Genomic DNA, 20,432 nt, shown 5'->3' on the forward strand with positions numbered 1-20,432 from the left:
GCGCGCGGTCTGCTCCGCAGACACGACGCGCCGCCGCTACGCGGCGGGAAGCCATGCCGCGCTCCGCGCGGCATGGCCGGCTACTCCGTAGCCGGTGCGGGCCAACTCCGTTGGCCCTGGGCGCGAATCGCTCCGCGATTCGGCCGGAATACAATTCGCTCCGCGAATTGTATTGGTCTGGTTAGGGGTTGGGGGTGTCCGGTTCTCGGATCCCGTTTTCTGAGGCTTCGTCAATTCCCGTACCACCACACTGGATTCATCATCCAGCGCATCCCGACTTGCTTCCCTGTCGGGCACCGCCGTGCCAAGGCCCGGCGCCCTGGCACGGCGGGATTTGTCTAGATGCCGAACGGTGCGGCGTAGCGGACGGTGCCGGGGGGCAGCGGGTGGTTGGCGTCGAGGGTGAGGGCCATCATGGCCTCGTCCGGAACGTCGATGCTGAGTCCGATGCCGTAGGTGGAGGCGCGGGTGAAGCCGAACCGCGGGTAGTACGTCGGGTGTCCGAGGACGGTGACGAAGTGCTCGCCCAACTCTTTGGCGGCCTGCAAGGAGGCGCGGATTGCCGCGGAGCCGACGCCGGCCTTCTGGTGCTGGGGCCAGACCGCGACGGGGCCCAGGCACAGGGCCGGGGTGTCGTCGATGTGGCAGCGGGTCAGCAGCGCGTGGCCGATGAGCATGCCGTCCTGGTCGGTGGTGACGATGGAGAGTCCGTTGATCCACGAGGGGTCGGCGCGCAGGGCGTCGATGAGGTCGGCCTCCAGTGGAGTGTCAAACGCGGCGAGGCTGATGTCGCGGATGGTGGGGATGTCGGCGGGGGTCTCAGCGCGCGTGTTCCAGTTGGTGCTCATGAGGGATGGAGATCCGTTTCGTGGTGGGTTCGTGTCGGTGTTGCCTCGCGAGCTCACGCTCCCAGCAAGGCGAGTTCAGATGAGGTCAGGCCACGGCCCGGGACGTGAGGGTGGTCCGGGCAGAGCACATGGCGGTGGCCTTGAGCGCGGTCATCAACCTCACCTCCCCACTTCCTCGATCTGGGGCAGACACGAACGCCAAACACCGTACCACCCTGCCGATTTCGGCCCGCGTTATCAGTGCGTCAGGTCGACTCCAACCTGGCGGTCACGGCATGGCAATCGGGTGAGGGGGCCGAGTTGTCCCGGTGAGGACACGGATCCTGGCCGGGACCGGCCGCGTGATCAGCCAGGTGGCAGGGGGATCAGCAGCCGGTCCAGGGCGTCCGGGCTCTGCACGGCCGAGGCCGGTGGCGCGCCGTCGACCACCAGGGTCGGTACGCCCCTGATGCCCTGCTTGGCGGCGCGCCGTTCGTCGGCGCGGACGTGCTCGGTGTACTCCGTGCCCTCCACCACCCGGCGGACCGCAGAGGGATTGAGTCCCGCTTCGGTCCCCAGCTTCTCCAGGACGTCGGGGGCGGCGATGTCGAGTCCTTCCGTGTGATAGCCGTACAGCAGGCGCTCGAGCGTCTCGTCGGCGCGCCCGTGGGCGGCGCCCAGGTGGACGAGTCGGTGTGCGTCGAAGGAGTTGACCGGCCGGGCCTTGTGGAGGTCGAGTCGGAGTCCTTCGGCTTCGCCGAGTGACTGGATCTGCCGTATGCGGGTGGCGGCCTGCTGGGGTCCGCTCTGGTACTGGGCGATCACCTCGGCCGCCGTGGGTCCCGGCGTCGGGCTGCCGTCCGGGTCCAGTTCCATGCTGCGCCAGAGGACGTCCACGTCCTCGCGTCCGGCGAGTGCGGTCGCCAGCCTCCTTTTCCCGATGTAGCACCAGGGGCACAGCATGTCGACGTACACCTCCACTCTCATGGGCGGGGCTCCTTTCACTGGGCGTGCGGCGCGGGGGTCGTGGCCTGGTCGGCGGGCGAGGGGCAGTCCTGCGGGTCCCGCTGTCCACGGTGGCGCAGCGTGAGCGTGAGGCCGGAGAGGGTGAGCAGCAGGGGGATCAGGATGAGCGCGTGGACGTGGAGGCTGTGGGTGAACGCGGCGCGTGCGGTGTCCGCCAGTGCGGGGCCGAGGTCCCCGGGGAGGTGGCGGGCGGTTTCCAGGGCCGTGGGCAGGGTTTCGCCAGCGGGTCCGGCGACGCCCGGGGGCAGGCCTGGCGGCAGGTGGCCGTTCATGTAGCGGCCGTAGACGGCGGTGGCGACACTGCCGAGGGTGGCGATGCCGAGCGCGCCGCCGAGTTCCGCGCCCGTCTCGGAGATGGCCGAGGCGGCGCCGGCCCGCTCGGGTGGTGCCGCGTCCACGACCAGGCCGGTGCCCAGGGCCATGAACGGAGTGAGGCCCGCGAAGAGGAGCAGGGAACCGGCCGCCAGGAAGCCGGGCCCGCCGTCGACCTGGGTGAGCAAGACCGGTCCGAGGACGGCGAGGGCCGCTCCCGCGCTCATCAGCACGGCCGGCTGGAAACGGGCGGCCAGGGCAGAGGCCCCCAGCGCGGCGGCAGTGCCGCCCACGGCGGTCGGCAGTTGCCACAGGCCGGCCTTTAAGGGCTCCAATCCCAGTACCAGTTGCAGGTACTGCGAGGTGAGCAGGCTCGTACCGAACAGGAGCATACCGACGACAATCATGCCGGCGGCCGAAACCGCGAAGGCAGGGATACGGAAAAGAGAGAGATCCAGCAGAGGCTCGACAAGCCTTCGTTGACGACGTATGAAAGCCCAACCAATAAGCAGACCGAGCACGATGGAGCCCAGCGAGGAGGGGTGGGGGCCGTCCGCGGCGGCTTCCTTGATTCCGTACACGGTCGCCAGGGGAGCCAGCAGGGACATCGCGACGCTGACGAGGTCCGGGCGGCCGGTGACGGAGGGGCGGAAGTCCGGCACCAGGAAGGGTGCGGTGAGGAGCAGTACCAGCATGGTCGGTACGGCGGTGAGGAAGACCGAGCCCCACCAGAAGTACTGGAGGAGCACGCCGCCCACGAGTGGGCCGAGTGCCCCGCCGCCCATGAAGCTCATCATCCAGATGGTGATGGCGAGGGTGCGCTGGGCCGGGTCCCAAAAGAGGTGGCGGATCACGGAGAGCGAGGAGGGCGCGAGGGAGGCGGCCGCGACGCCCTGGACGGCGCGCGCGGCGACGAGCATGCCCGCGCTGTTGGCGTACGCCGCGAAGACCGAGGCGGCGGTGAAGGCGGCGGCTCCGGTCAGCAGGATCCTGCGGTGGCCGATACGGTCGCCGAGCGTGCCCATGGTGATGAGGGCACCGGCGACCATGAAGCCGTAGATGTCGGTGATCCACAGCAGTTGGGGGCCGCTGGGTTCCAGGTCCCGGCCGAGGGTCGGCAGGGCCAGGTAGAGCACCGACATGTTCATCATGACCAGGACGGCCGGGACGCCCAGGACCGCGAGCGCGGTCCACTCGCGGGCGCCCGCCCGCTGGGGTGGTGTGCGGGCCCCGGTGCTCATCGGCCGCCGTTCGTCGCGCCGTTCGTCGCGGCGGTCGTGCCGAGGGTCGTGGTGCCGTCCGTGGTGCCGTCCGTGACGCCGTCCGCGGTGCTTTCCGTTGCGGCCTCCCGGTCGCCGACGGCGAGCAGGGTCTTGCCCAGAGTGTTCCGCGCCTCGATGGCGGCGTGCGCCTGCGCCGCCGCGGTGAGCGGGAAGACCTGGCCGACGACCGGCCGCAGGACGCCCTGCGCCGCGAGCCGCAGCGCCTGCCCGATGAGGGGGTGGGTCTGGGCGGGACCCGGCGCGGCGAAGAGGCCGAGGGTGCGAATTCCCCGGGCGCCCAGGTCGTCCTCGTCGAGCGTGGCGTCCGCGCCGCTCGCCATGCCGTACAGGCTGATGCGCCCTCCGGCACGCAGCCCGCCCGCCGCCGCAGTGCCGATCGCCCCGCCCACCCCGTCGAAGACGACGTCGAGTTCACCGCCGCCGGCCGCGTCCCGGACCTGGTGAAGCCAGGACTCCCGTGAGTAATCGACGTAGGACGCGCCGAGAGAACGGACCAGCTCGGCCTTCCGCTCACCGCGCGCGGCACCGACCACGCGGGCACCCGCGTGCACCGCCAACTGGACCAGGAGACTGCCGACACCACCGGCCGCGGCCTCCACGAGAACCTTCTCGCCCGGCTCGACCTCCGCCTGACGGAAGAGCAGGAGGGCGGTGCGGCCGTCGGCGAGCAGCGCGACCGCGTCCTTGAGGGCGAGGCCGGGCGGGACCGGTACGACCTCGTCGGCCCGTGCCAGGGCGCGCTCGGCGTAGCCGCCCTCGCCGCCGGTCGTGGCGACCACGACCGTGCCGAGCAGCGCGGAGTCCGTTTTCTCGCCGACGGCGACGACCCGGCCGCCGACGCCGTTGCCGGGTATTCGGGGGAGCGAGGGGCGGCCGAAGGGGCCATTTCCGGAGCGCACCTGGGTCTCGACGAAGGTGACGCTCGCGTACGCGACGTCGATCAGCACCTGCCCCGGGCCCGGCACCGGGTCCTCGACCTGTCGGGCCCGCAGGACCTCTGGTCCTCCGAACTCCTCCATCACCACGGACAGCACGGCGCCCCCCCTAAAACGGATAGATTCGCTTCGTTTGGAATCTATAACGGAGTGATTCGCTTCGCAAGCGGCTAGAGTGGGCCCATGGCCCGACGAGCTCCCCGATACGCTGAAGCGGAACGCAACGACCGCGCCCTCCTCGAAGCCGCCAGGAAGGTCCTCGCCGTGGACGGCGCCCATACCTCCGTGGCGACGATCGCGGCCCGCGCGGGAGTCGGCATCGCCAGCCTCTACCGGCGCTACCGCACCAAGGAGGAGCTGTTCCAGCACCTGTGCGCGCTCTCGCTCGGGCAGTGGATCCAGGCGGTGCAGGAGGGGCTCGCGCACGACGACCCCTGGGAGGGACTCGTCCACTACATCAGCGCCGCCACCGAGTTCAGCGGCGGTGCGCTCGGCCCGCTGGCCGGCACGATCCCCGTCACCGAGGAGATGGCCGAGAAGTTCACCAGGTCCGACGAGCTGACGCGCGCCCTGATCGCACGCGCCCACGAGGCGGGCGTGCTGCGGGCCGACGTCACCGCCGTGGACGTGTCCCTCCTCATCGAGCAGCTCGGAAAGTCTTCCCTGGTCGAGCAGTTCGAGGTGCAGGGCAGGACCGACCTCCTCGACGCGGCCGCCGACGCCCGCCGCCGCATCATCGCCATCGCGGTCGACGGCCTGCGCGCCGGGCACGGCCCTCTCCCGGGCCGGCCGCCCGGCCCCGGCCTCCTCGCCGAACGCTGGTAGCCCGGCCTCCTCGCCGGACGCCGGCAGAAGGAGGCGCCGGGCGACGGGGGCGAGTTCGACGGTGACGACGTGCTGGTCGCCGACGAGCGCACACAGCGAAGCGGCGTTGAACCCGGTGCCCGCCTCCAGCTCCAGAGCCTCCTCGAGGTCTCTCAAGTCTCAACACCAGGAGCGGAATGAGGGATACGGCAGGGCGCAGACCAGGCGCCTTCCGCGCCCGGCGGGGCGCGCGTCTGCCCGCGTCGTCGGTGGGCAAGCGGTGTGATGGGCGATGCCGGTACGGGCCGCGCGAAAGACCACGCCCAGAAGACGTCGTGCATCCATCCCGGGGGCGACCGGCCCGCATCGCGTGCCATGCCCTGATGTGTTTTGGCCGGGAGGGCGTTCTCCGTACAACTGAAGTGATCTTTGGTGCGTCTCACTACGTGCAGGGGGGTCGGGCAGCCCGGGGGGCTGTTCTGCGCAGGGGGGCTGTGGAGTTCGCCGCGTCCGTGTGCCATCCCATGCCCAGAGATGTTCGGGAGCAAGCAGCAATGAAACGTCACACACTCATACGGAGTGCGGTCGCCGCCGTTACGGCGTTCGGGATCGCGGGCGCTGTCGCGCCGTTGGCCGCGGCTCCGGCCTTCGCGGCGGACGCACCGGCGGAGCTCACCGTTCCCGCCGACCGCACGCCCGACGCCAACGCGACCGTGATCAACGGTGCGGGCGAGACGGGGTATCTGTCCGGCTGGGTCAAGTCCGGGTTCAACTGGACGTCGTACGCGGACGGTTCCACCGCGCCGGTCGTCATGCCGGAGGGCCTGGACACCGCCTGGGAGACCGGCACCGACGTGCTCGTCCTCACCGGCAAGGACACCGGCTCGGTCGTCCAGCGCAATATGAAGGACGGGACGCAGCGGACCGTGCCGCTGCCCGAGGGGCAGCGGTTCGCCGGGGCCTTCGGCGATGTGGTCGTCAGCCAGGGCACGCTCGGTATGCGCCTGCAGTACTGGGAGGGCGACACCCTGCGGGAGAAGGCCGTCAGCGGTTCGGGCACGCTGGAGTCGCTCTACACGGGCAACAAGGACGGCATCCTCGTCCAGCAGAAGATCTCCGGTATGACGCTGCTGTGCTGGCTGGGCAGGGACGGTGTCGCGCGGTCCACCCACCTCACGGCGGAGGAGTACGACAACGGACGGATCGAGGTCGGTGGTGACCGGCTGGTCCAGTGGACCAAGGACGGCAAGGCGTCGGTCTGGAAGACCTCGGACTTCTGGTCCGCGACCGACCACCTCACGATTCCCGGCTACGACAGCACCCAGCTGCTCGGCGCGGTCGGGGACAGCGTCCTGGTGGCGCGTCGTGTCTCCACCGGTGGCCAGGAGCGTTACTCCTCGCTCGACTACCGCGTCGTCGCGGTGCCGCTCAAGGGCGGACCCGAGCGTGTCGTGCTGGAGAAGGCGACCGCGATGGCCGCCTTCAAGCCCGACGGCACCATGCTGATCGGCGCGGTCGTCGACGGCCACCAGGGCGTGTACGCGGTCGGCTCCTCGCTGGAGGTCTCCAAGGTCCGTGAGTCGCCGTCCCTGGCGTCGGTCCCCAGCGCGCTCGCCCTGGCCCAGGGCCGGCTGACCTCGGTGGACCGGGTGCCCGACGAGGAGAGCGGCCACACCCGGCTGAGCGGAATCGACCTGTCGGTCACGGGTGCGCTGAGCGCCGGGCCGCGTACCGACCGGGGCGCGGACGCCGCCGACTTCCCCGTAACCGGCACCCCGGACATCCAGGCCACGGGTGACGGCCGTCTGGTCTACCGGCTCGGTGACGGCACCGTGAAGGTCCTCGACGCGGGCGCGAAGCTTCCCGCGCGCACGCTGGGTGTCAAGGCGGACCTGGTGCGTGTCTCGGGCCGCTATCTCGCCACCTGGCGCAAGGACGAGCGGGTCCAGGTCACCGACCTCGACACCGGCTCGGTCGTTCACACCGGTTCCTCTTCCCGCAGCTTCGCCCTCTCCGGCAGCACCCTGTGGATCGGTGGCGAGCCCGGCCTGGCGCGGGCCTTCGACGTCCGTACGGGCAAGGCCACCGGCAAGGACATCATGGCGCCCTGCCTGACGACGTCGCTCCAGGCGCAGGGTACCGACGTCTACTGGGAGTGCGACCGGGACAAGTCCGGGGTGTACGACACCCTGACCGACAAGAACCTGGAGCTGCCCGCCCACGAGGGCGCCCTGCTCGGCAACGGCTATGTCGCCTGGCAGAAGGACGGCCTGCTGAGCGTCACGGATCTGCACGGCGGGGCGGGAACGCACCAGGTGGGCAAGCCCGCCGCGGCCGCGCCCGGCCGGGGCTGGACCGTGGACCGCTTCGCCGGCACGGTGGCGTACGTGGACGCGCAGGGCGACACGAGGGTGGCCCCGTCCGGGGTCGCCGGTGCTCCCGTCGCCGCGCTGGACACGGACTTCCCGTCGGCCGTCGACGCCAAGTCGGCTGCCCGCCCGGTGCGTTGGTGGACGTCGAAGCCGCTGGTCTCCTGGGAACTGTCGCTGGTGAACCTCGCCACCCGCAATACGGTCCGTACGGCCATGGGGAACGAGACCCGCGGGCTGGTGCGTCTGGACTGGGACGGCAAGGACTACGCCGGAAAGGACCTGGCCCCGGGTTCGTACGCCTGGAAGCTGACCCTGGTCCCCGCCGACGGCGGCCCGGACCAGGAAGTGACCACCTCCTTCGAGGTGAAGGGCAAGGCCGCCCCGGCCTGGCGTGACCACATCGCCTCTCCCGTCGACTTCGCGGACCTGCTGGCCGTCACGCCCGGCGGCACCGCCGACTTCCGGGAGGGCGACGGCGGACTTCTCGACGGAAAGGTGTCGGGTTCCGGCTGGACGGACGCGCTCACGATCTCGGCGGCCGTTCCGTTCGACGACGTCGACGGCGACGGCAGCAACGACGTCCTGGTCCGGGTGGCCAGTGGCGAGCTGCGCCTGTACAAGCCGGCGGGCAAGGCGCTGACGCCCTCGACTCCGTACGCGAAGATCGGCAGCGGCTGGAACGTCTTCGACGTGCTCACGTCCCCGGGCGACATGACCGGTGACGGGCACGCGGACCTGGTCGCCCGCGAGGCGTCCACGGGCGACCTGTACCTCTACGAGGCCAACGGTTCGGGGAACTTCAAGGCCCGTGTGAAGATCGGCAGCGGCTGGAAGTCCTATCTGCTGGCGGCGGGCGGAGGAGACCTGAACGCGGACGGCAGGGCGGACCTCATCGCCCGCGACTCCTCGGGCGTCCTGTGGCTCTACCCGGGCACCGGCAAGGGCACCCTGGACACCCGGGTGAAGATCGGCGGGGGCTGGCAGGTGTACGACACGCTGGTCGGCGTCGGCGACATGACCGGTGACGGCAGGCTCGACCTGGTCGCCCGCGACACCTCGGGTGTGCTGTGGTCCTACGCCGGGGACGGCAAGGGCAACTTCCTGGGCCGGGTCAAGGTCGGCGGGGGCTGGCAGATGTACAAGTACCTCTTCTGATCCGCTGATGTTCCGCGCGTGATCCGCTGAGTCCCCACGCGGTGCGGGCCCGTACGTTCATGTACGGGCCCGCACCCATGTCCGCGCGAGGTGCTGGAGTCCCCCTTACGTGGCCGGCACCCGTACGGCCGCCAGTACCGGCAGGTGGTCCGTGGCTGCTCGCAGGTCTCGCTCCGCGAGGCCGGCCAGGCCCATCGGGACACCACAGCCCAGCACCTGGACCCCGGGGGTGGCGAAGACCGCGTCGATGCGCTGGAGGGGGTCGCCCAGTCTGGTGGTGTGCTCGCGGCCCCACGGTTTCGTCGCCCAGCCGTCCTGCAGAGCGCCCGCGAGCAGCTGGAAGGTGTGGCCGCCGGGGCGGTCGTTGAGGTCGCCCGCGGCCACGGCGTGCGGCACGTCCAGGGCGGACAGCCGGTCCAGGAGCAACCGGCCCTGCTCGTAGCGTTCCTCGTCGTCGATGCTCAGGTGGCAGCTGAGCACACCGAGGCGGGCCCGGCCGAAACGCAGTACGGCGGTCGCGAAACCGCGCTGGTGCAGGCCGGGGGTGCGGGGCAGCAGGACGTCCTCGGTGCGCTCCACGTGGGCCCGGAGCGAGGAGAGGATCATGGGGCCGGAGGCTGTGGCGCCCCCTGTCACGTGGACGAGCCCCGAAGTGCTCGCGAGGCGGGCCGCGGCCTTGCGCCAGCGGAAGAAGCGCGGCGCCTCCTGGACGCAGACCACGTCGGGGCGGCAGGCCCGGATCACACGGGCCAGCGCCGGGACGTCGTCGCGCATGGAGCGGACGTTGTAGCTGAGCACCCGTACGACCGCGGAGCCGTCGGGCTCCGTCGCCGACATCGGCAGGTCCTCCACGCCGCTCTCCCCCTTCGTGTTGTCCGTACGGGTCTCGTTTCGCCTCGTCCGGCTCGCCACGAGCATTTCATGGGTACCGCCGCCGGTGCCGGTCAGCTCCCGTGTGGGTACCAGCCGAACCGCATGCAGAGCTTGCCGCCGATCCAGTACTCGACCCAGGGGCCCACGTCCATCGGCCGGCAGGTGGCCGGGAGGGTCGGTTTCGTGGGCCGGGTGGCGGGCCGGGTGGCCGGGGGCCCCGCGGGCGGGGGCACGGGGGGATCGATCTGGGGCGCGGCCGGTGGAGTGACCGGTGGAGTGACCGGGCCCGGCGCCGGTGGGGCCTCCGGAGGCGTGACCGAAGGCGTGACCGGAGGCGTCAGTGGCGGCGGCGTCACGGGCGGGGTCGCAGGGGGCGTGACGGGTGGGGTCACCGGGGGCGTGACCGGCGGGGTTGCCGGAGGCGTGACCGGCGAGGTTGCCGGAGGCGTGACCGGCGGGGTTGCCGGAGGCGTGACCGGTGGTGTCACCGGTGGCGTCGGGGCCGGTTCCGTGCGGCCGAACAGCAGCGTCCGGTACACCTTCGCCGCCTTCGGGTTGGCGTCGCACTGCCATACCCCGTGCGGGCAGTAGTCGGTGATGGTGTTGTACAACGGTCTGTGGGCGTCCATCCATTCGAGCATGCGCCGCATGTACTCGGGGTTGTCGCCGTTGCGGAAGAGCCCCCACTCCGGGTAGGAGATCTGCTTCTTGTGGGCGGCGGCGAAGTCCACGTGCTGCTGGAGGCCGTACGGTTCCTTGACCTGCTCGTCGAAGCTCCTGCCCGGCGGCTGGTCGTAGGAGTCCATGCCGATCACGTCGACGACGTCGTCACCGGGATAGCACTCGGTCCACGGCACGGCGTCCCGCCCCCGGCTCGGCGCGTAGTCGAAGCGGAACTTCTGGCCCGGCACCGAGCGCATCGCGGTGACCGCGCGCCGCCAGTACGCCTTCCACGCCTCCGGGTCGGGGCCGCAGCGGTGGGTGTACGTGGTGCCGTTCATCTCCCAGCCGAGCACGATGACCGTATCGGGGATGTTCAGGGCGACCAGGCGTTCGGCGAGTCTTCTGAAATGCCCGTCGAACATGCCCTCCTGGCCCTGCCTCAGCAGTCTGCGGACGCCGTTGTCGGAGACGCCCTCCTCGTTGTGGGCCTGCATCGGTACGTTGAGGACGAAGAGCCGGTCCTCGCGCTGGCGCCGCCAGCCGGCCCACCGCTCCAGGAAGCGGGCCCGGCCCTCGATGTCGCTCCAGGTCTCCCCGGGCAGATAGGTGTGGCCCACTCTCAGGTCCGCTCCCCCGAGCCATTTCTCCAGCTCCCCCATCCGCTGCACGCCGCGCTCGTCGGACTCCAGGAACGCGCCGAACCAGGCGGTGGAGGGGTGCTCGGGGCCGGGCGCGGCGCCGCCGGTGGGTCCGGGGTCGTGGGCCGGGGGCGCTACGGCGAGACAGGAGGCGAGGGCTCCCGCCGCCACAAGCGCGCCCAGGGCGCGCCGGGTTGCCGTGGCCGAAGGGGTTTTCCGCCGGTTCTCCGTGGTGCCGCTTTTTCCGTTGCGGTGTTTCCCCTGGCGCATGTCCACTCCTCCACGACGGATTCCCCCTCCCCGATATACCCGTTCGCAAAATATTCTTATTACGCTGATCGGGAAGATAATCCGTTGGGTGCGTTGATCCCCCTATCGAGGTACGCGGAGGGAGGATCGGGGCATGCGTACGCGCGCTGGGGCGTCGGTACGGGAGCGGGCCCGTTCGCGGGCGATGTGAACTGTGCCTTGAGGGCGTGAAGTTGGGTCGCGGTGACGGTCGCGGTGACGGTCGCGCGCGCGTGACGCCTCGTCCGTGTCGAAGTACCCGCCGTACGGGTGAACGCGGATCTGCGGGGCGTCGCCGGTGTGGTGCACTCGAAGGTGCGTGAAAGGCGCCCGTCCGCCAGCCGTCGGCTCTTCTGCCGTGGACGCGCGCCCTTGATGTGACGGTGTGTCACCGTCCCCCCGGCCGGGAGAGCACCCTCCGGCTCTCCCGGCCTCCTTCTTCGTCTTCCTGCTCCTGCTCTGTCTACCTGTCGTTACGGACGGTCGCCGCGGCGGCCGTGCCCCTGCGGTAGAGGAGCCCTCCCCCGACCAGCAGTGCCACGGCTGCCGCTCCTGCCGCGCCCAGCAGGTCCGCGTCACCGCCGGTCGCGGCGAGCTGCGGACGGCCCGGCGCCTCGTGCACGACGGGCGCGGCGGGGGCCGCGTGCCGGGGCTTGTACGGGCGTGCGGGCTGCGGCGGCATCGCCCGCGTCACCGGCGGGGCCACGGCGTGCGGCGGCGTCGCCGGCTGTGCGTGCACCTCCGGCTTGGCGGGCACCTCGGGCCGGGTCACCGGTGGCGTCTGCTTCTGCGGCGGCACCTGTACGGGCGGCTGCGCGGGCGGCTGCTCGGCCTTCGGCGGGACCGTCACCGGCGGCGTCACCTTCGCAGGCGTGGCCACGGGCGGGGCGACCACCGGAGGCTTGGCGACCGGAGGCTTGGCCACGGGCGGTTGCGGCGCGGGCGGCTGGTGGGCGGGCGGTACCTGCGTCACCGGAGGCCTGGGGGCCGGGGGCTTGGGCACGGCCGGGTGGTGGTGGACCGGCGGCTTCGCGTGCTCGTGGTGCACCGGGGGCTTCGCCGTCGGGACGTGGTGCACCGGCGGCTTGGGCGCGGGTGCGTGCGCCACCGGCGGGTGCGGTGCCGGGTGGTGGGCCGGGTTGTGGTGCGGTGCCGGGTGGTGCGGCTGGGGTGCGTGGACCACGGGCGCGGGCGTCACGGGGTGCTGGGGCACGGTGTGGTGCGGGGCCGGGGCGGGAGCCGCGGGCGGCGGTGCCGGGGCGTGTGCCCGGGGGGCCGGGTGGGGGTGGTGCGGGGGGCGCGCGTGGCGGGGGCCGGCGCTTTCCTTGGTCGTACACGTGCTGCCGAACGCCGGGTTGAGCAGCGCGATGATGTTGACGGTGTTGCCGCAGAGGTTCACCGGTGCCTTGACGGGCGCCTGGATCGCGTTGCCGGACAGGACGCCCGGGGAGCCGTGCGTCTCGGCGTGGGTGCCGGAGGGCGCGGCGTGGTGGCGCTCCTCATGGCGGTAGCCCCCGCGGTAGTCGTCCCGGCGGTGGTCGTCGCCGTAGCCGTAGCCGTACTGGTCTCCGTAGCCGGACTCCCGGCCCCGGTCGCGGTCGTAGTCCCGGTCGCGGCCGTGGTCGTGTCCGTAGCCGCGGCCGTGCTCGTGGCGGTCGTCGTAGCGGTCGTCTCGGTAGTCTCCGCCGCGTCCGCGTCCGTACGGGCCGTCGTCGCCCTCGTCCTCGTCGTCGTACCGCTGGTAGGCACGCTCGTACGCCCGCTCGTAGGCGTCGTGCCCGTCCGGCCGGTGCGAACAATCGTTGCCGAACGACGGGTTGAGGGCGCCCACTGGGTTGACGGAGTTTCCGCAGGCGTTCACCGGGACGTCCAGGGGCGCCTGAATGGAGTTGCCGGACAGGACGCCGGGGGAATCACCGGTTTCGGAATGCGCATCCGCCGCGTGAGCGCAGGCGCCGCTCATGGAGAGAACGCTGCTCGCCGCCATGGCGGTGAACAGCGTCTTTTTGATGACCTGTCGCAATGCGGTGCCTTCCTGGGGGCTCACGGTCTGCTCGCGCTCTCGGTTCGGGAGCCGGCTTCGGGGTATGCCGCCGCACGTCCCGAAGCCGGCGGGAGAAGTCCCTGGTGCGGTGTCAGTCGTTCTTGCACTCGTTGCCGAACGCGGGGTTCAGCAGCGCGATGATGTCGATGGTGTTGCCGCACACGTTCACGGGGATGTGAACGGGGACCTGGATGACGTTGCCCGACAGGACACCCGGGGAGTTGGCCGCCACGCCCTTGGCGCCGGCGTCGGCGAGGGCCGGGGTGGCCGCGCCGGCGGCCATGACGAGGCCGGCCAGGACAGTGGCGGTCTTCATGTACTTCACTTGTTTCTCTTTCCTTTGAGAAAGGCGCGCGAGAATTATCCGCGCACGGCGCACAGGAGAGGCACCGCTGACGGATTGATAACGATCCGCTGCGGTAAAGGAAACCAGCGCCCGGGGGCATACCGCATATTCACTCGCTTGGCAGCCGCGCCGCTACGGGCAAGGACACCGCAACGCGCTAAGAGGCCGTCGGGAAAGCAGCACGCCAAAAGCGGACAAAAGAAGACGAGGCTGCCGGCACCCCGGGAAAGGAGGTGCCGGCAGCCCGGTCACTCAGTGAACTCGCCGGAAAGCGGGGATCAGCTGCCGGAGGCGCCGTTGCCCGAGAGGACCGGGATGTTGTCCAGGATGTGCGACAGCTGCGCGTCGCCCTCCTCCTGGGAAGAGTTCTCGGTGCACTGCTGGTTCTGCTGCTGGGTGAGGACGTAGATGTCCTGCAGGCCCACGTTGACCAGCGCGACGATGTTCTGGATGTCGAGCTTCTGGAGCAGGCCGACACACGGCTTGTTCAGCGTGCCCTGGACCAGGCTGAGCTGCGGGCTCATGTCGCCCTCGGTCTTCTGGTTGCCGTAGGCCTGCTTCGAGCCGTTGCCGCTGTAGGCGGTGGGGCCGTTGTCGTTCCCGATGGCCATGGCCTGAGGAGCGGTGACGGCCGCGGCGCCGAGGATGGACGCGGTGACCGCCGTAGCCGCCATAACCTTCTTGATCACTGGGTGTTCCTTTTCTGGAGAGAGGAGTTCACGCGTTTACCGCACTCCGATCAACTGCCTTGGTGGAGTTTAGTGACGCCCATTCACCCGATCGGTGGGGAAGCGAATTCACGCTGCCACGCGGCGCGCCCCGGGGGCGCGCGTATGCAGGCCGTTTATCATTCCGTTTCGTTTCTCACCACCAGGAGGTCCTTTGAAGCGCGCGAGCGCGCCTGACGCGGGCACCGGCAGACGGCGGCGCCGCGGATTCTGGAGCGAGCGGGAGCTCAGGCTCGTCGACCGGCTGGCGGCCCTGCACCACCAGCTGGACGCCCTGCACCAGGAACGCGCCGCCCTGATCTCGTACGTGGCGCGGCTGCACGGCGGTGATGTCACCGCAGAGCGTACGGGGTGGTCGCTGGTGCATGTGCACACGGCGGCGGGGCGGCTGTCGTGGCGGGTGCCGCCGGACGACTGGCATCTGTTCGCCGGGCTCGGTGAGCGCCCGGCCGCCCCCGCCGCGTCCGCCCCGACCCATCCGCGCACCGCCGAGACGAACACCCGTCTGTCGTTCCTGCATCTGCACCGGCGCCCCAACATGTCCGCCACCCGGCGCGGTTGAGGCACCGCGCCGGTCAACCCCGGGGGTGGTACCGCGTCGGCCGTACGGGTGAAGGGGGGAAACCATAGCGCGACAAGTCAGTTGATCCAGCTAGCTCCGACAGCTCCGGACGGGGCTCCATTCCGGACGGGGCTTCCATGAGGAAGGGACCAGCGTGTTCAAGAAGGCTATGGCGGCAGCCGCCGTTTCCGCGTCCGTCGTCGCAGTTTCGGCGGCTGCGGCGCCCCAGGCCCTGGCCATCGGGAACGAGAACGGCCCCACGGCGTACAACGGCAACAGCGCGATGCAGTACTACGGCAACTCCGCGACGTACGGGGACATGAGCCCGCAGATCGCGCTCATCCAGGGCTCCTTCAACAAGCCCTGCATCGCCCTGCCGGCGAAGGCCAACGTGCAGAACATCCTCGCCCTGGTCAACGTGGGTATCCAGGACATCCCGATCCTCACCCAGCAGCAGACCCAGCAGTGCACCGAGAACTCCACCCAGCAGCAGGGCGACGGGCAGCTCTCGCACATCCTCAACAACATCCCGCTCCTGTCGGGCAACGGCGGAAGCGGCAGCTGACACGACGTCGAAGGGCCGCACCGCCTCGCCGGCCGGTGCGGCCCTTCGACGTACCCGTTGCCGGGCGCTCAGACCGGCCAGCAGGGGCGGGCGGTCACGTCCCGCCACTCGCGGTCTGGGCCGCCGGGCAGGGTGCGGCCCTGCGCGGCCCAGACCGCGACGAGTTCGCGGTAGAGGGGCGGCGCGGCAGCGGCGGGCGCGGGGCTCTCCTTGCGGCTGGCGGGGATGAACGCCTGTCGGTGCCAAGCGTGTTCGGGCTGTGACATCTGTCACCTCGACTTCTCGCGGGAGATTCCCGACACCCATACCGTGCGGCGGGCCGGTTCACCGCTCGACTGCGCCATTCGGGCTATTCATCGTCACGGACAGCAACCGCCGCCGGTCGCGTCCGTTGATGGCTACAGATCTCCGCCCCTGGAGTCTGACTCAAGAGGAGCCAACATGCAGAAGTTGTGGTCGGCCGCGACCGTTGCCGCAGCCATCTCCGGTGTCACGATGATGGTGGCGCCCCAGGCCATGGCCATCGGGAACGACGACGGCCCCACGGCGTACGACGGGAACGAGAGCCGTCAGGCGTATGGCCAGTCGAAGACCGAGGGCGACATGAGCCCGCAGATGAGCCTCGTCCAGGGCTCGCTGAACAAGCTCTGCCTCGGTGTGCTCCAGAAGGCCGACGTGCAGAACATCGTGGCGCTGGTCAACGTGGGCATCCAGGACATCTACGTCCTCACCCAGCAGCAGAACCAGCAGTGCACCGAGAACTCCACCCAGCAGCAGGACGACGCGCAGCTCTCACACATCGTGGACAACATCCCGGTGCTCTCGGGCAACGCCGCCTCCGGCAGCTGAGGTTCCCGGTCCGGCGCCGCCGCGCGCGGCCCGGTCCGGGCACACCGGGCTGTCGGCACCGACCCTGTGGGGGTCGGTGCCGACAGCCCGGTTCTTTCTGTTCGGGCGCTTTCGCGGCGTCGGTGTCGTCCCGTTTGCCGTACTGGCTCGTTGGGCTGGGTGAGACGAGCACGAGGAGGCACTGATGACCGCTCCGACCACGGGGCGCCCGGCCCGGATGCGCAACCCCGCCGTGGTGCTGCCCGGCGCGATGCGACCGCTGCTCGACGTCTTCGAGGCCGCCAAGCAGGGCGGGGTGCCCCAGAGGACTCTGGAGCTGGTCCATCTGCGGGCCAGTCAGATCAACGGGTGCAGCTACTGCGTGTACGGGGGCGTGGCGAGCGCCAGGAAGGCCGGGGAGAGCGACCAGCGGCTGCACGCGGTGGCCGCCTGGCGCGAGGCGGGCTGCTTCACCGGGCCCGAGCGCGCGGCACTGGCCCTCGCCGAGGCCGCGACCCGGCTGGCCGACCGGCCCGACCCGGTGCCGGACGCCGTGTGGGACGAGGCCGCCCGGCACTACGACGAGCGCCAGCTCGCCGCGCTCACCCTGATGATCGCCCTGACGAACCTGTTCAACCGGCTCAACGCGACGACGCGGCAGCCGGCGGGGGCCACCTGGTAGATGGGCGCGGCTCCGGCGTGCGGGCGTCCGTGCCGGGCATTTGGGCGCAGACGGGGGTCAAAGAACGGCACTCAGAGCGGGAGCGTTATCCCGAGCTCACGCATCGCCGAGGACGGCGGGCCGCCCTCGGAGCGCTCGGTCTTGCGGCCCTTGCTGCCCGGGGCGAGCGTGCGCGGGTCGATGGCCTCGGCCGGCGCCCCCGTGGCGTACAGACCGTCCGGTTCGCTGTCGCGGTCGTGGGGCAGCACCCAGAACACGCGGCGGCGCCAGGTGCCCGAGGACGGGGACGCCTTGGCCTTGGGACCCAGCAGCGCGTAGCCGACCATCCGCCCGTCGCGGTGGTAGGCCGGTTTGCTGCGCCGGGTGGGCAGCCGGTCCAGGCTCTGGCGTACGTAGTCCAGACGGGAGATGTCCTCCAGCCAGACCAGCTCGGTCTCGTGGCTGATCTCGTCGTCCGTGATCAGGGAGCTCATGCCCTCTCCTCGTCGGCGAGCAGTCCGATGCCCGGGTAGTACTTCCGCGAATTGGACAAGATCATCTCCTTGGGCGAGGCCAGCCCGACCAGTTCGCGTGCGCGCGCGGCGAACGCGCGGGAGGTGATGACGGGTGCCCCCTCATTCTGACACCAGGCCCGGTACGCGGCGTAGAGGCGGGTCTGCTCCGCCCGGTGGTCGGGGTGCAGGGCGCAGGTCTCCTCGAAGAAGCGCCCGGTGTGGTCCTCGGTCTCCGCGTACACGGTCGTGGCGATCCGTACGCGCTCGGGCCCGGTGAGGTCCTTGTCGCCGCCCAGGTAGCGGCGGGCGCCCTCGATCAGCCAGTTCAGGATGCCCGGGCCCTCCTCGGTGACCAGGACGTCCGCCAGGTTGTCGATCTTGCGTTCGTCGGAGACGACGCGTTCGAAGGGAATCAGCCGCATGCGGCGCCAGAAGGCGAAGCCACCGGTGCCGACCTCGGGGCGGTGGTTGCCGAGCAGCCAGAGCTTGTGGGTGGGCTGGAAGCTGAAGAAGTCCTGGCGCATCCGGCGGGCCTTGATGCGGTCGCCGCCGGTGAGCAGCTTGACGCGGGCCTCGTCGAACTTGTCGCCGGGCTTGACCTCGGAGCAGACGATGACGCGCCGCCCGTGCAGCTCGGCGAGGTCCGTGGGGTGCCCCTCGAAGGGGCGGGCCATCAGGAAGCCGGGGGGCCCGGCGTCGGCGTAGTCGCCGAGCAGCTTCATCACCACGTCCAGGAGGACCGATTTGCCGTTCTTGCCCGATCCGAACAGGAACGGCATGATCTGTCCGCCGACATCGCCGGTGATCGAGTAGCCGAGCAGCAGATGCAGGAAGCTGATCATCTCGGCGGACTCGGCGTCCTCGCCGAAGGTGTCGGTCAGGAACCGGTTCCAGCGCGGGGTCGGCATCTGGCGGGGCCCGGTCGAGGTCGAGCGGGAGTGGAAGTCCTTGTTCGGGTCGGGCGTGCGCAGCAGGCCGGTGCGCAGGTCGACGATCCCGGCGGGGGTGCACAGCGCGTACGGGTCGGCGTCCAGCAGTGCCGCGTTGAGGACCATCCCGGGCGCCGAACGGGCCTGCGCCAGCATCGCGTTCATCCCGGACGTCGACAGGGCCCGGCGGCGGTGCTGCTGGAGCGCCTGGGCGGTGTAGAGACCGCGCGGGTCGCTGTCGGCGATGTTCTCGGCCAGGTCTCCGGCGGCCCACATCACCGTGTCGTCCTCGTCGAGCTGCCAGCGCGTGGTGTCCCAGCGGTACCAGCCGAGGCCCGGCACGTGCCGGTAGTCGTCGGCGAAGAGCCGCACGAACAGCTTGGCGTTGCCCCGGTCGGTGAGGGTGTCGGGCAGCAGGCCCGTGCGGGCGGCGGAGTGGGGGTGCGCGGACGCGTCCTGAACCGGCATGGCCTGGGCGGAGGCCCGGGCGTGGGCGGGACGGGCCTCGGAAGGGCCCTGGCTGCCCGTCTGAGCGGGCAACAGGGCTTCCCCGGACGGGGAGTCCGGGGCGTGCGCCAGGATCTGCGAGGCGACCGTCTGCGGGTCGAAGTCGAAGAGCACGTCCTCGTGGGCCCGTCCGCGGCCGCCGCCCTTGCCGGTGGCGCTCACGGGCGGCTCCGGAGTTCCAGGGGGCGGCGCAGGCCCGCGGTCATGCCGCCGCGCACGATCGGGGCGGCCCGGCGCTCCTGGCCCGGACGCGCGTACTCGGCCGCCTCCAGCAGCACCCGCTCCCCCGCGTCCTGTCCCAGGTATCCGGCCGCGACGAGCCCGCCGACGGTGTAGGCGGCCCGGTTGAGCTTGTCGGTGAAGCCCGCGCCCTCGGCCACGGCCGCGCAGTCGGCGACCTCGGCCAGGGCGGCGGCGAGGACCCGGGTGGCCTGCTCGCGGCCGCCGCCGGCGGCGATGACGGCCTGGCGGGCGCGGTCGGGGCGGTGCGGGGGCTTGGCCACGGGCGTCGGCCGGACCCGCAGGTGGCCCGTGCGCTCCAGCTCGCCGGCGAGCCAGGCGGGCAGCGGGGCGGGCTCCCCCGCGCCTTCCAGGGGGGTGTACCTCCCGGCGGGGGTGACGGTTCCCGGAGCGACGATGTAGCCGCCGTGCGCCCGTACGTCGACCTGCCAGGCCAGGGAGCAGCCGCCGCCCTGGCCCACGGAGGAGTGCCAGCGGCGGCCGTCGGGAAGGGCCCGGTACCAGACGTGCAGCCCGCCCGAGGGGGTGCGCACGCGCAGGGTCGAGGTGTCGTCGGCCGGGCTCTTCTCGCCGCGCAGGGCGGCCAGGACGGCCAGCGTGTGGAAGCCGTTGGACATGCCCCGCAGATCGACGTCGTCGTGGATCGCGATGCCCGGCAGGATGCGGTCGCGGGCCGGGAGCGGCTGGGGGTGGTCGTCGACGTCGATCACGACGAGGCCCGCGGGCCCGCAGGAGACGGCGACGCCGAGCTCGCCGTCACCACCCCACCAGCGGTCGACCAGGCCCGGGTCGGCGGTGGCGGCGTGGAAGCCGTGGCACCAGCGACCGGCGGCGGTGCAGGGGCAGCCCTCGTGCGTGTGGCCCGGGAGGCGGCAGCGCGAGCAGTTGGCCACGGGCGTTTTGCGGCCCGGCGCGAGGGGGTGCACCGGCCAGTCCCGGGCGGCGCAGCCCAGGGCCAGGGCGAGCGGGCCCGTGGCCGCGAGCTCAGCAAGAGTCGGCTCAAGGGCTGACTGCTCTGAGTCGCTGCGTGAAAACCGCAGCTCAGCAGTCATGTGGTTCCCCTACTCAGCGACTGAAGCGACTCAACGACGGACATAGGTTAGCGAAGCATGGGGGCGGGTGAGCGCAGGCCCACGGAAAACGCCTGCCGTGTCGGGCGTCGGCGGGGGCGGCCGCCGGGATCGGGCCCAGCTGCTCAACGAGCGACCAGCGACCGAAGGGCAGCGACTGAGCGTTTTTCAGTCGCTGTCTTCGGTGCTGCCTAAAACACCAGGTCAGAGGCCATGTAGAGATCCACAAGCGACTGACAGCGACTAAAAACCCCTACTTAT

General features: G+C 71.2%; 19 protein-coding genes and 1 pseudogene. 6 read left to right on the top strand and 14 right to left on the bottom strand.

What is annotated here, in order from left to right:
• Positions 1-338 precede the first annotated feature (338 nt).
• The 4 genes from ACZ4MU_RS31460 to ACZ4MU_RS31475 all read right to left on the bottom strand — a co-directional run bounded on the left by ACZ4MU_RS31460 (position 339) and on the right by ACZ4MU_RS31475 (position 4,482).
• Positions 339-848, bottom strand: a complete 510-nt coding sequence (locus ACZ4MU_RS31460) for a GNAT family N-acetyltransferase (protein ID WP_467882949.1) — start codon at positions 846-848, stop codon at positions 339-341.
• A 345-nt stretch (positions 849-1,193) separates the two neighbouring features.
• A complete protein-coding gene (locus ACZ4MU_RS31465) occupies positions 1,194-1,814 on the bottom strand; it encodes a DsbA family oxidoreductase (protein ID WP_467882950.1) in 621 nt (206 codons plus the stop codon).
• 14 nt (positions 1,815-1,828) lie between these two features.
• Positions 1,829-3,406, bottom strand: a complete 1,578-nt coding sequence (locus tag ACZ4MU_RS31470) for an MFS transporter (protein WP_467882951.1) — start codon at positions 3,404-3,406, stop codon at positions 1,829-1,831.
• Positions 3,403-4,482 carry a zinc-binding dehydrogenase gene (locus ACZ4MU_RS31475; RefSeq protein ID WP_467882952.1) on the bottom strand — a complete coding sequence of 360 codons (1,080 nt, stop codon included), beginning with the start codon at positions 4,480-4,482 and terminating at the stop codon, positions 3,403-3,405. The genes ACZ4MU_RS31470 and ACZ4MU_RS31475 overlap by 4 nt, the downstream gene beginning before the upstream one ends.
• An 84-nt stretch (positions 4,483-4,566) precedes the next feature.
• Here ACZ4MU_RS31475 and ACZ4MU_RS31480 point away from each other — a divergent pair, with 84 nt between their 5' ends.
• Together ACZ4MU_RS31480 and ACZ4MU_RS31485 are read left to right on the top strand one after the other, a co-directional pair.
• Positions 4,567-5,208 (top strand): TetR/AcrR family transcriptional regulator, encoded by a 642-nt coding sequence (locus ACZ4MU_RS31480; protein WP_467882953.1) that lies wholly within the window; start codon positions 4,567-4,569, stop codon positions 5,206-5,208.
• Between the two features lie 533 nt (positions 5,209-5,741).
• Positions 5,742-8,714 carry an FG-GAP repeat domain-containing protein gene (locus tag ACZ4MU_RS31485; protein WP_467882954.1) on the top strand — a complete coding sequence of 991 codons (2,973 nt, stop codon included), beginning with the start codon at positions 5,742-5,744 and terminating at the stop codon, positions 8,712-8,714.
• A 105-nt stretch (positions 8,715-8,819) separates the two neighbouring features.
• On the opposite strand, the gene ACZ4MU_RS31490 is transcribed toward ACZ4MU_RS31485, so the two are convergent.
• The 6 genes and pseudogenes from ACZ4MU_RS31490 to ACZ4MU_RS31515 form a co-directional block, all read right to left on the bottom strand.
• A complete protein-coding gene (locus tag ACZ4MU_RS31490; protein WP_467883028.1) occupies positions 8,820-9,551 on the bottom strand; it encodes an endonuclease/exonuclease/phosphatase family protein in 732 nt (243 codons plus the stop codon).
• A gap of 107 nt (positions 9,552-9,658) precedes the next feature.
• Positions 9,659-11,158 carry a glycoside hydrolase family 26 protein gene (locus ACZ4MU_RS31495; RefSeq protein ID WP_467882955.1) on the bottom strand — a complete coding sequence of 500 codons (1,500 nt, stop codon included), beginning with the start codon at positions 11,156-11,158 and terminating at the stop codon, positions 9,659-9,661.
• A gap of 481 nt (positions 11,159-11,639) precedes the next feature.
• A complete protein-coding gene (locus ACZ4MU_RS31500; RefSeq protein ID WP_467883029.1) occupies positions 11,640-12,614 on the bottom strand; it encodes a chaplin in 975 nt (324 codons plus the stop codon).
• 351 nt (positions 12,615-12,965) lie between these two features.
• Positions 12,966-13,133: pseudogene (locus ACZ4MU_RS31505) on the bottom strand (chaplin); the annotation flags it as partial.
• Between the two features lie 178 nt (positions 13,134-13,311).
• The gene (locus ACZ4MU_RS31510) at positions 13,312-13,545 is read right to left on the bottom strand and encodes a chaplin (protein ID WP_467882956.1); all 234 of its coding nucleotides are present in this window, start codon (positions 13,543-13,545) and stop codon (positions 13,312-13,314) included.
• A 299-nt stretch (positions 13,546-13,844) separates the two neighbouring features.
• The gene (locus ACZ4MU_RS31515; protein ID WP_467882957.1) at positions 13,845-14,255 is read right to left on the bottom strand and encodes a rodlin; all 411 of its coding nucleotides are present in this window, start codon (positions 14,253-14,255) and stop codon (positions 13,845-13,847) included.
• 193 nt (positions 14,256-14,448) lie between these two features.
• On the opposite strand from ACZ4MU_RS31515, the gene ACZ4MU_RS31520 reads away from it, so the two are divergent.
• A complete protein-coding gene (locus tag ACZ4MU_RS31520; protein ID WP_467882958.1) occupies positions 14,449-14,856 on the top strand; it encodes a hypothetical protein in 408 nt (135 codons plus the stop codon).
• A gap of 154 nt (positions 14,857-15,010) precedes the next feature.
• Entirely contained in the window at positions 15,011-15,421 is a 411-nt protein-coding gene (locus ACZ4MU_RS31525; RefSeq protein WP_358834944.1) for a rodlin, read from the top strand.
• 68 nt (positions 15,422-15,489) lie between these two features.
• Here the strand turns inward: ACZ4MU_RS31525 and ACZ4MU_RS31530 are convergent, their stop codons facing one another.
• Positions 15,490-15,687 (bottom strand): hypothetical protein, encoded by a 198-nt coding sequence (locus tag ACZ4MU_RS31530; RefSeq protein WP_467882959.1) that lies wholly within the window; start codon positions 15,685-15,687, stop codon positions 15,490-15,492.
• Positions 15,688-15,862: 175 nt separating this feature from the next.
• Between ACZ4MU_RS31530 and ACZ4MU_RS31535 the strand changes: the two genes are divergently transcribed.
• Positions 15,863-16,270 carry a rodlin gene (locus ACZ4MU_RS31535; protein ID WP_467882960.1) on the top strand — a complete coding sequence of 136 codons (408 nt, stop codon included), beginning with the start codon at positions 15,863-15,865 and terminating at the stop codon, positions 16,268-16,270.
• A 184-nt stretch (positions 16,271-16,454) separates the two neighbouring features.
• Entirely contained in the window at positions 16,455-16,931 is a 477-nt protein-coding gene (locus ACZ4MU_RS31540) for a carboxymuconolactone decarboxylase family protein (RefSeq protein WP_467882961.1), read from the top strand.
• 71 nt (positions 16,932-17,002) lie between these two features.
• On the opposite strand, the gene ACZ4MU_RS31545 is transcribed toward ACZ4MU_RS31540, so the two are convergent.
• The 3 genes from ACZ4MU_RS31545 to ACZ4MU_RS31555 form a co-directional block, all read right to left on the bottom strand.
• A complete protein-coding gene (locus tag ACZ4MU_RS31545; RefSeq protein WP_358834948.1) occupies positions 17,003-17,404 on the bottom strand; it encodes a DUF6009 family protein in 402 nt (133 codons plus the stop codon).
• Entirely contained in the window at positions 17,401-18,822 is a 1,422-nt protein-coding gene (locus tag ACZ4MU_RS31550; RefSeq protein WP_467883030.1) for a DNA primase family protein, read from the bottom strand. The genes ACZ4MU_RS31545 and ACZ4MU_RS31550 overlap by 4 nt, the downstream gene beginning before the upstream one ends.
• Before the next feature lie 197 nt (positions 18,823-19,019).
• Entirely contained in the window at positions 19,020-20,153 is a 1,134-nt protein-coding gene (locus ACZ4MU_RS31555; protein WP_467882962.1) for a bifunctional DNA primase/polymerase, read from the bottom strand.
• Positions 20,154-20,432: the final 279 nt, after the last annotated feature.

Source organism: Streptomyces sp. NPDC026377, from assembly GCF_055567715.1.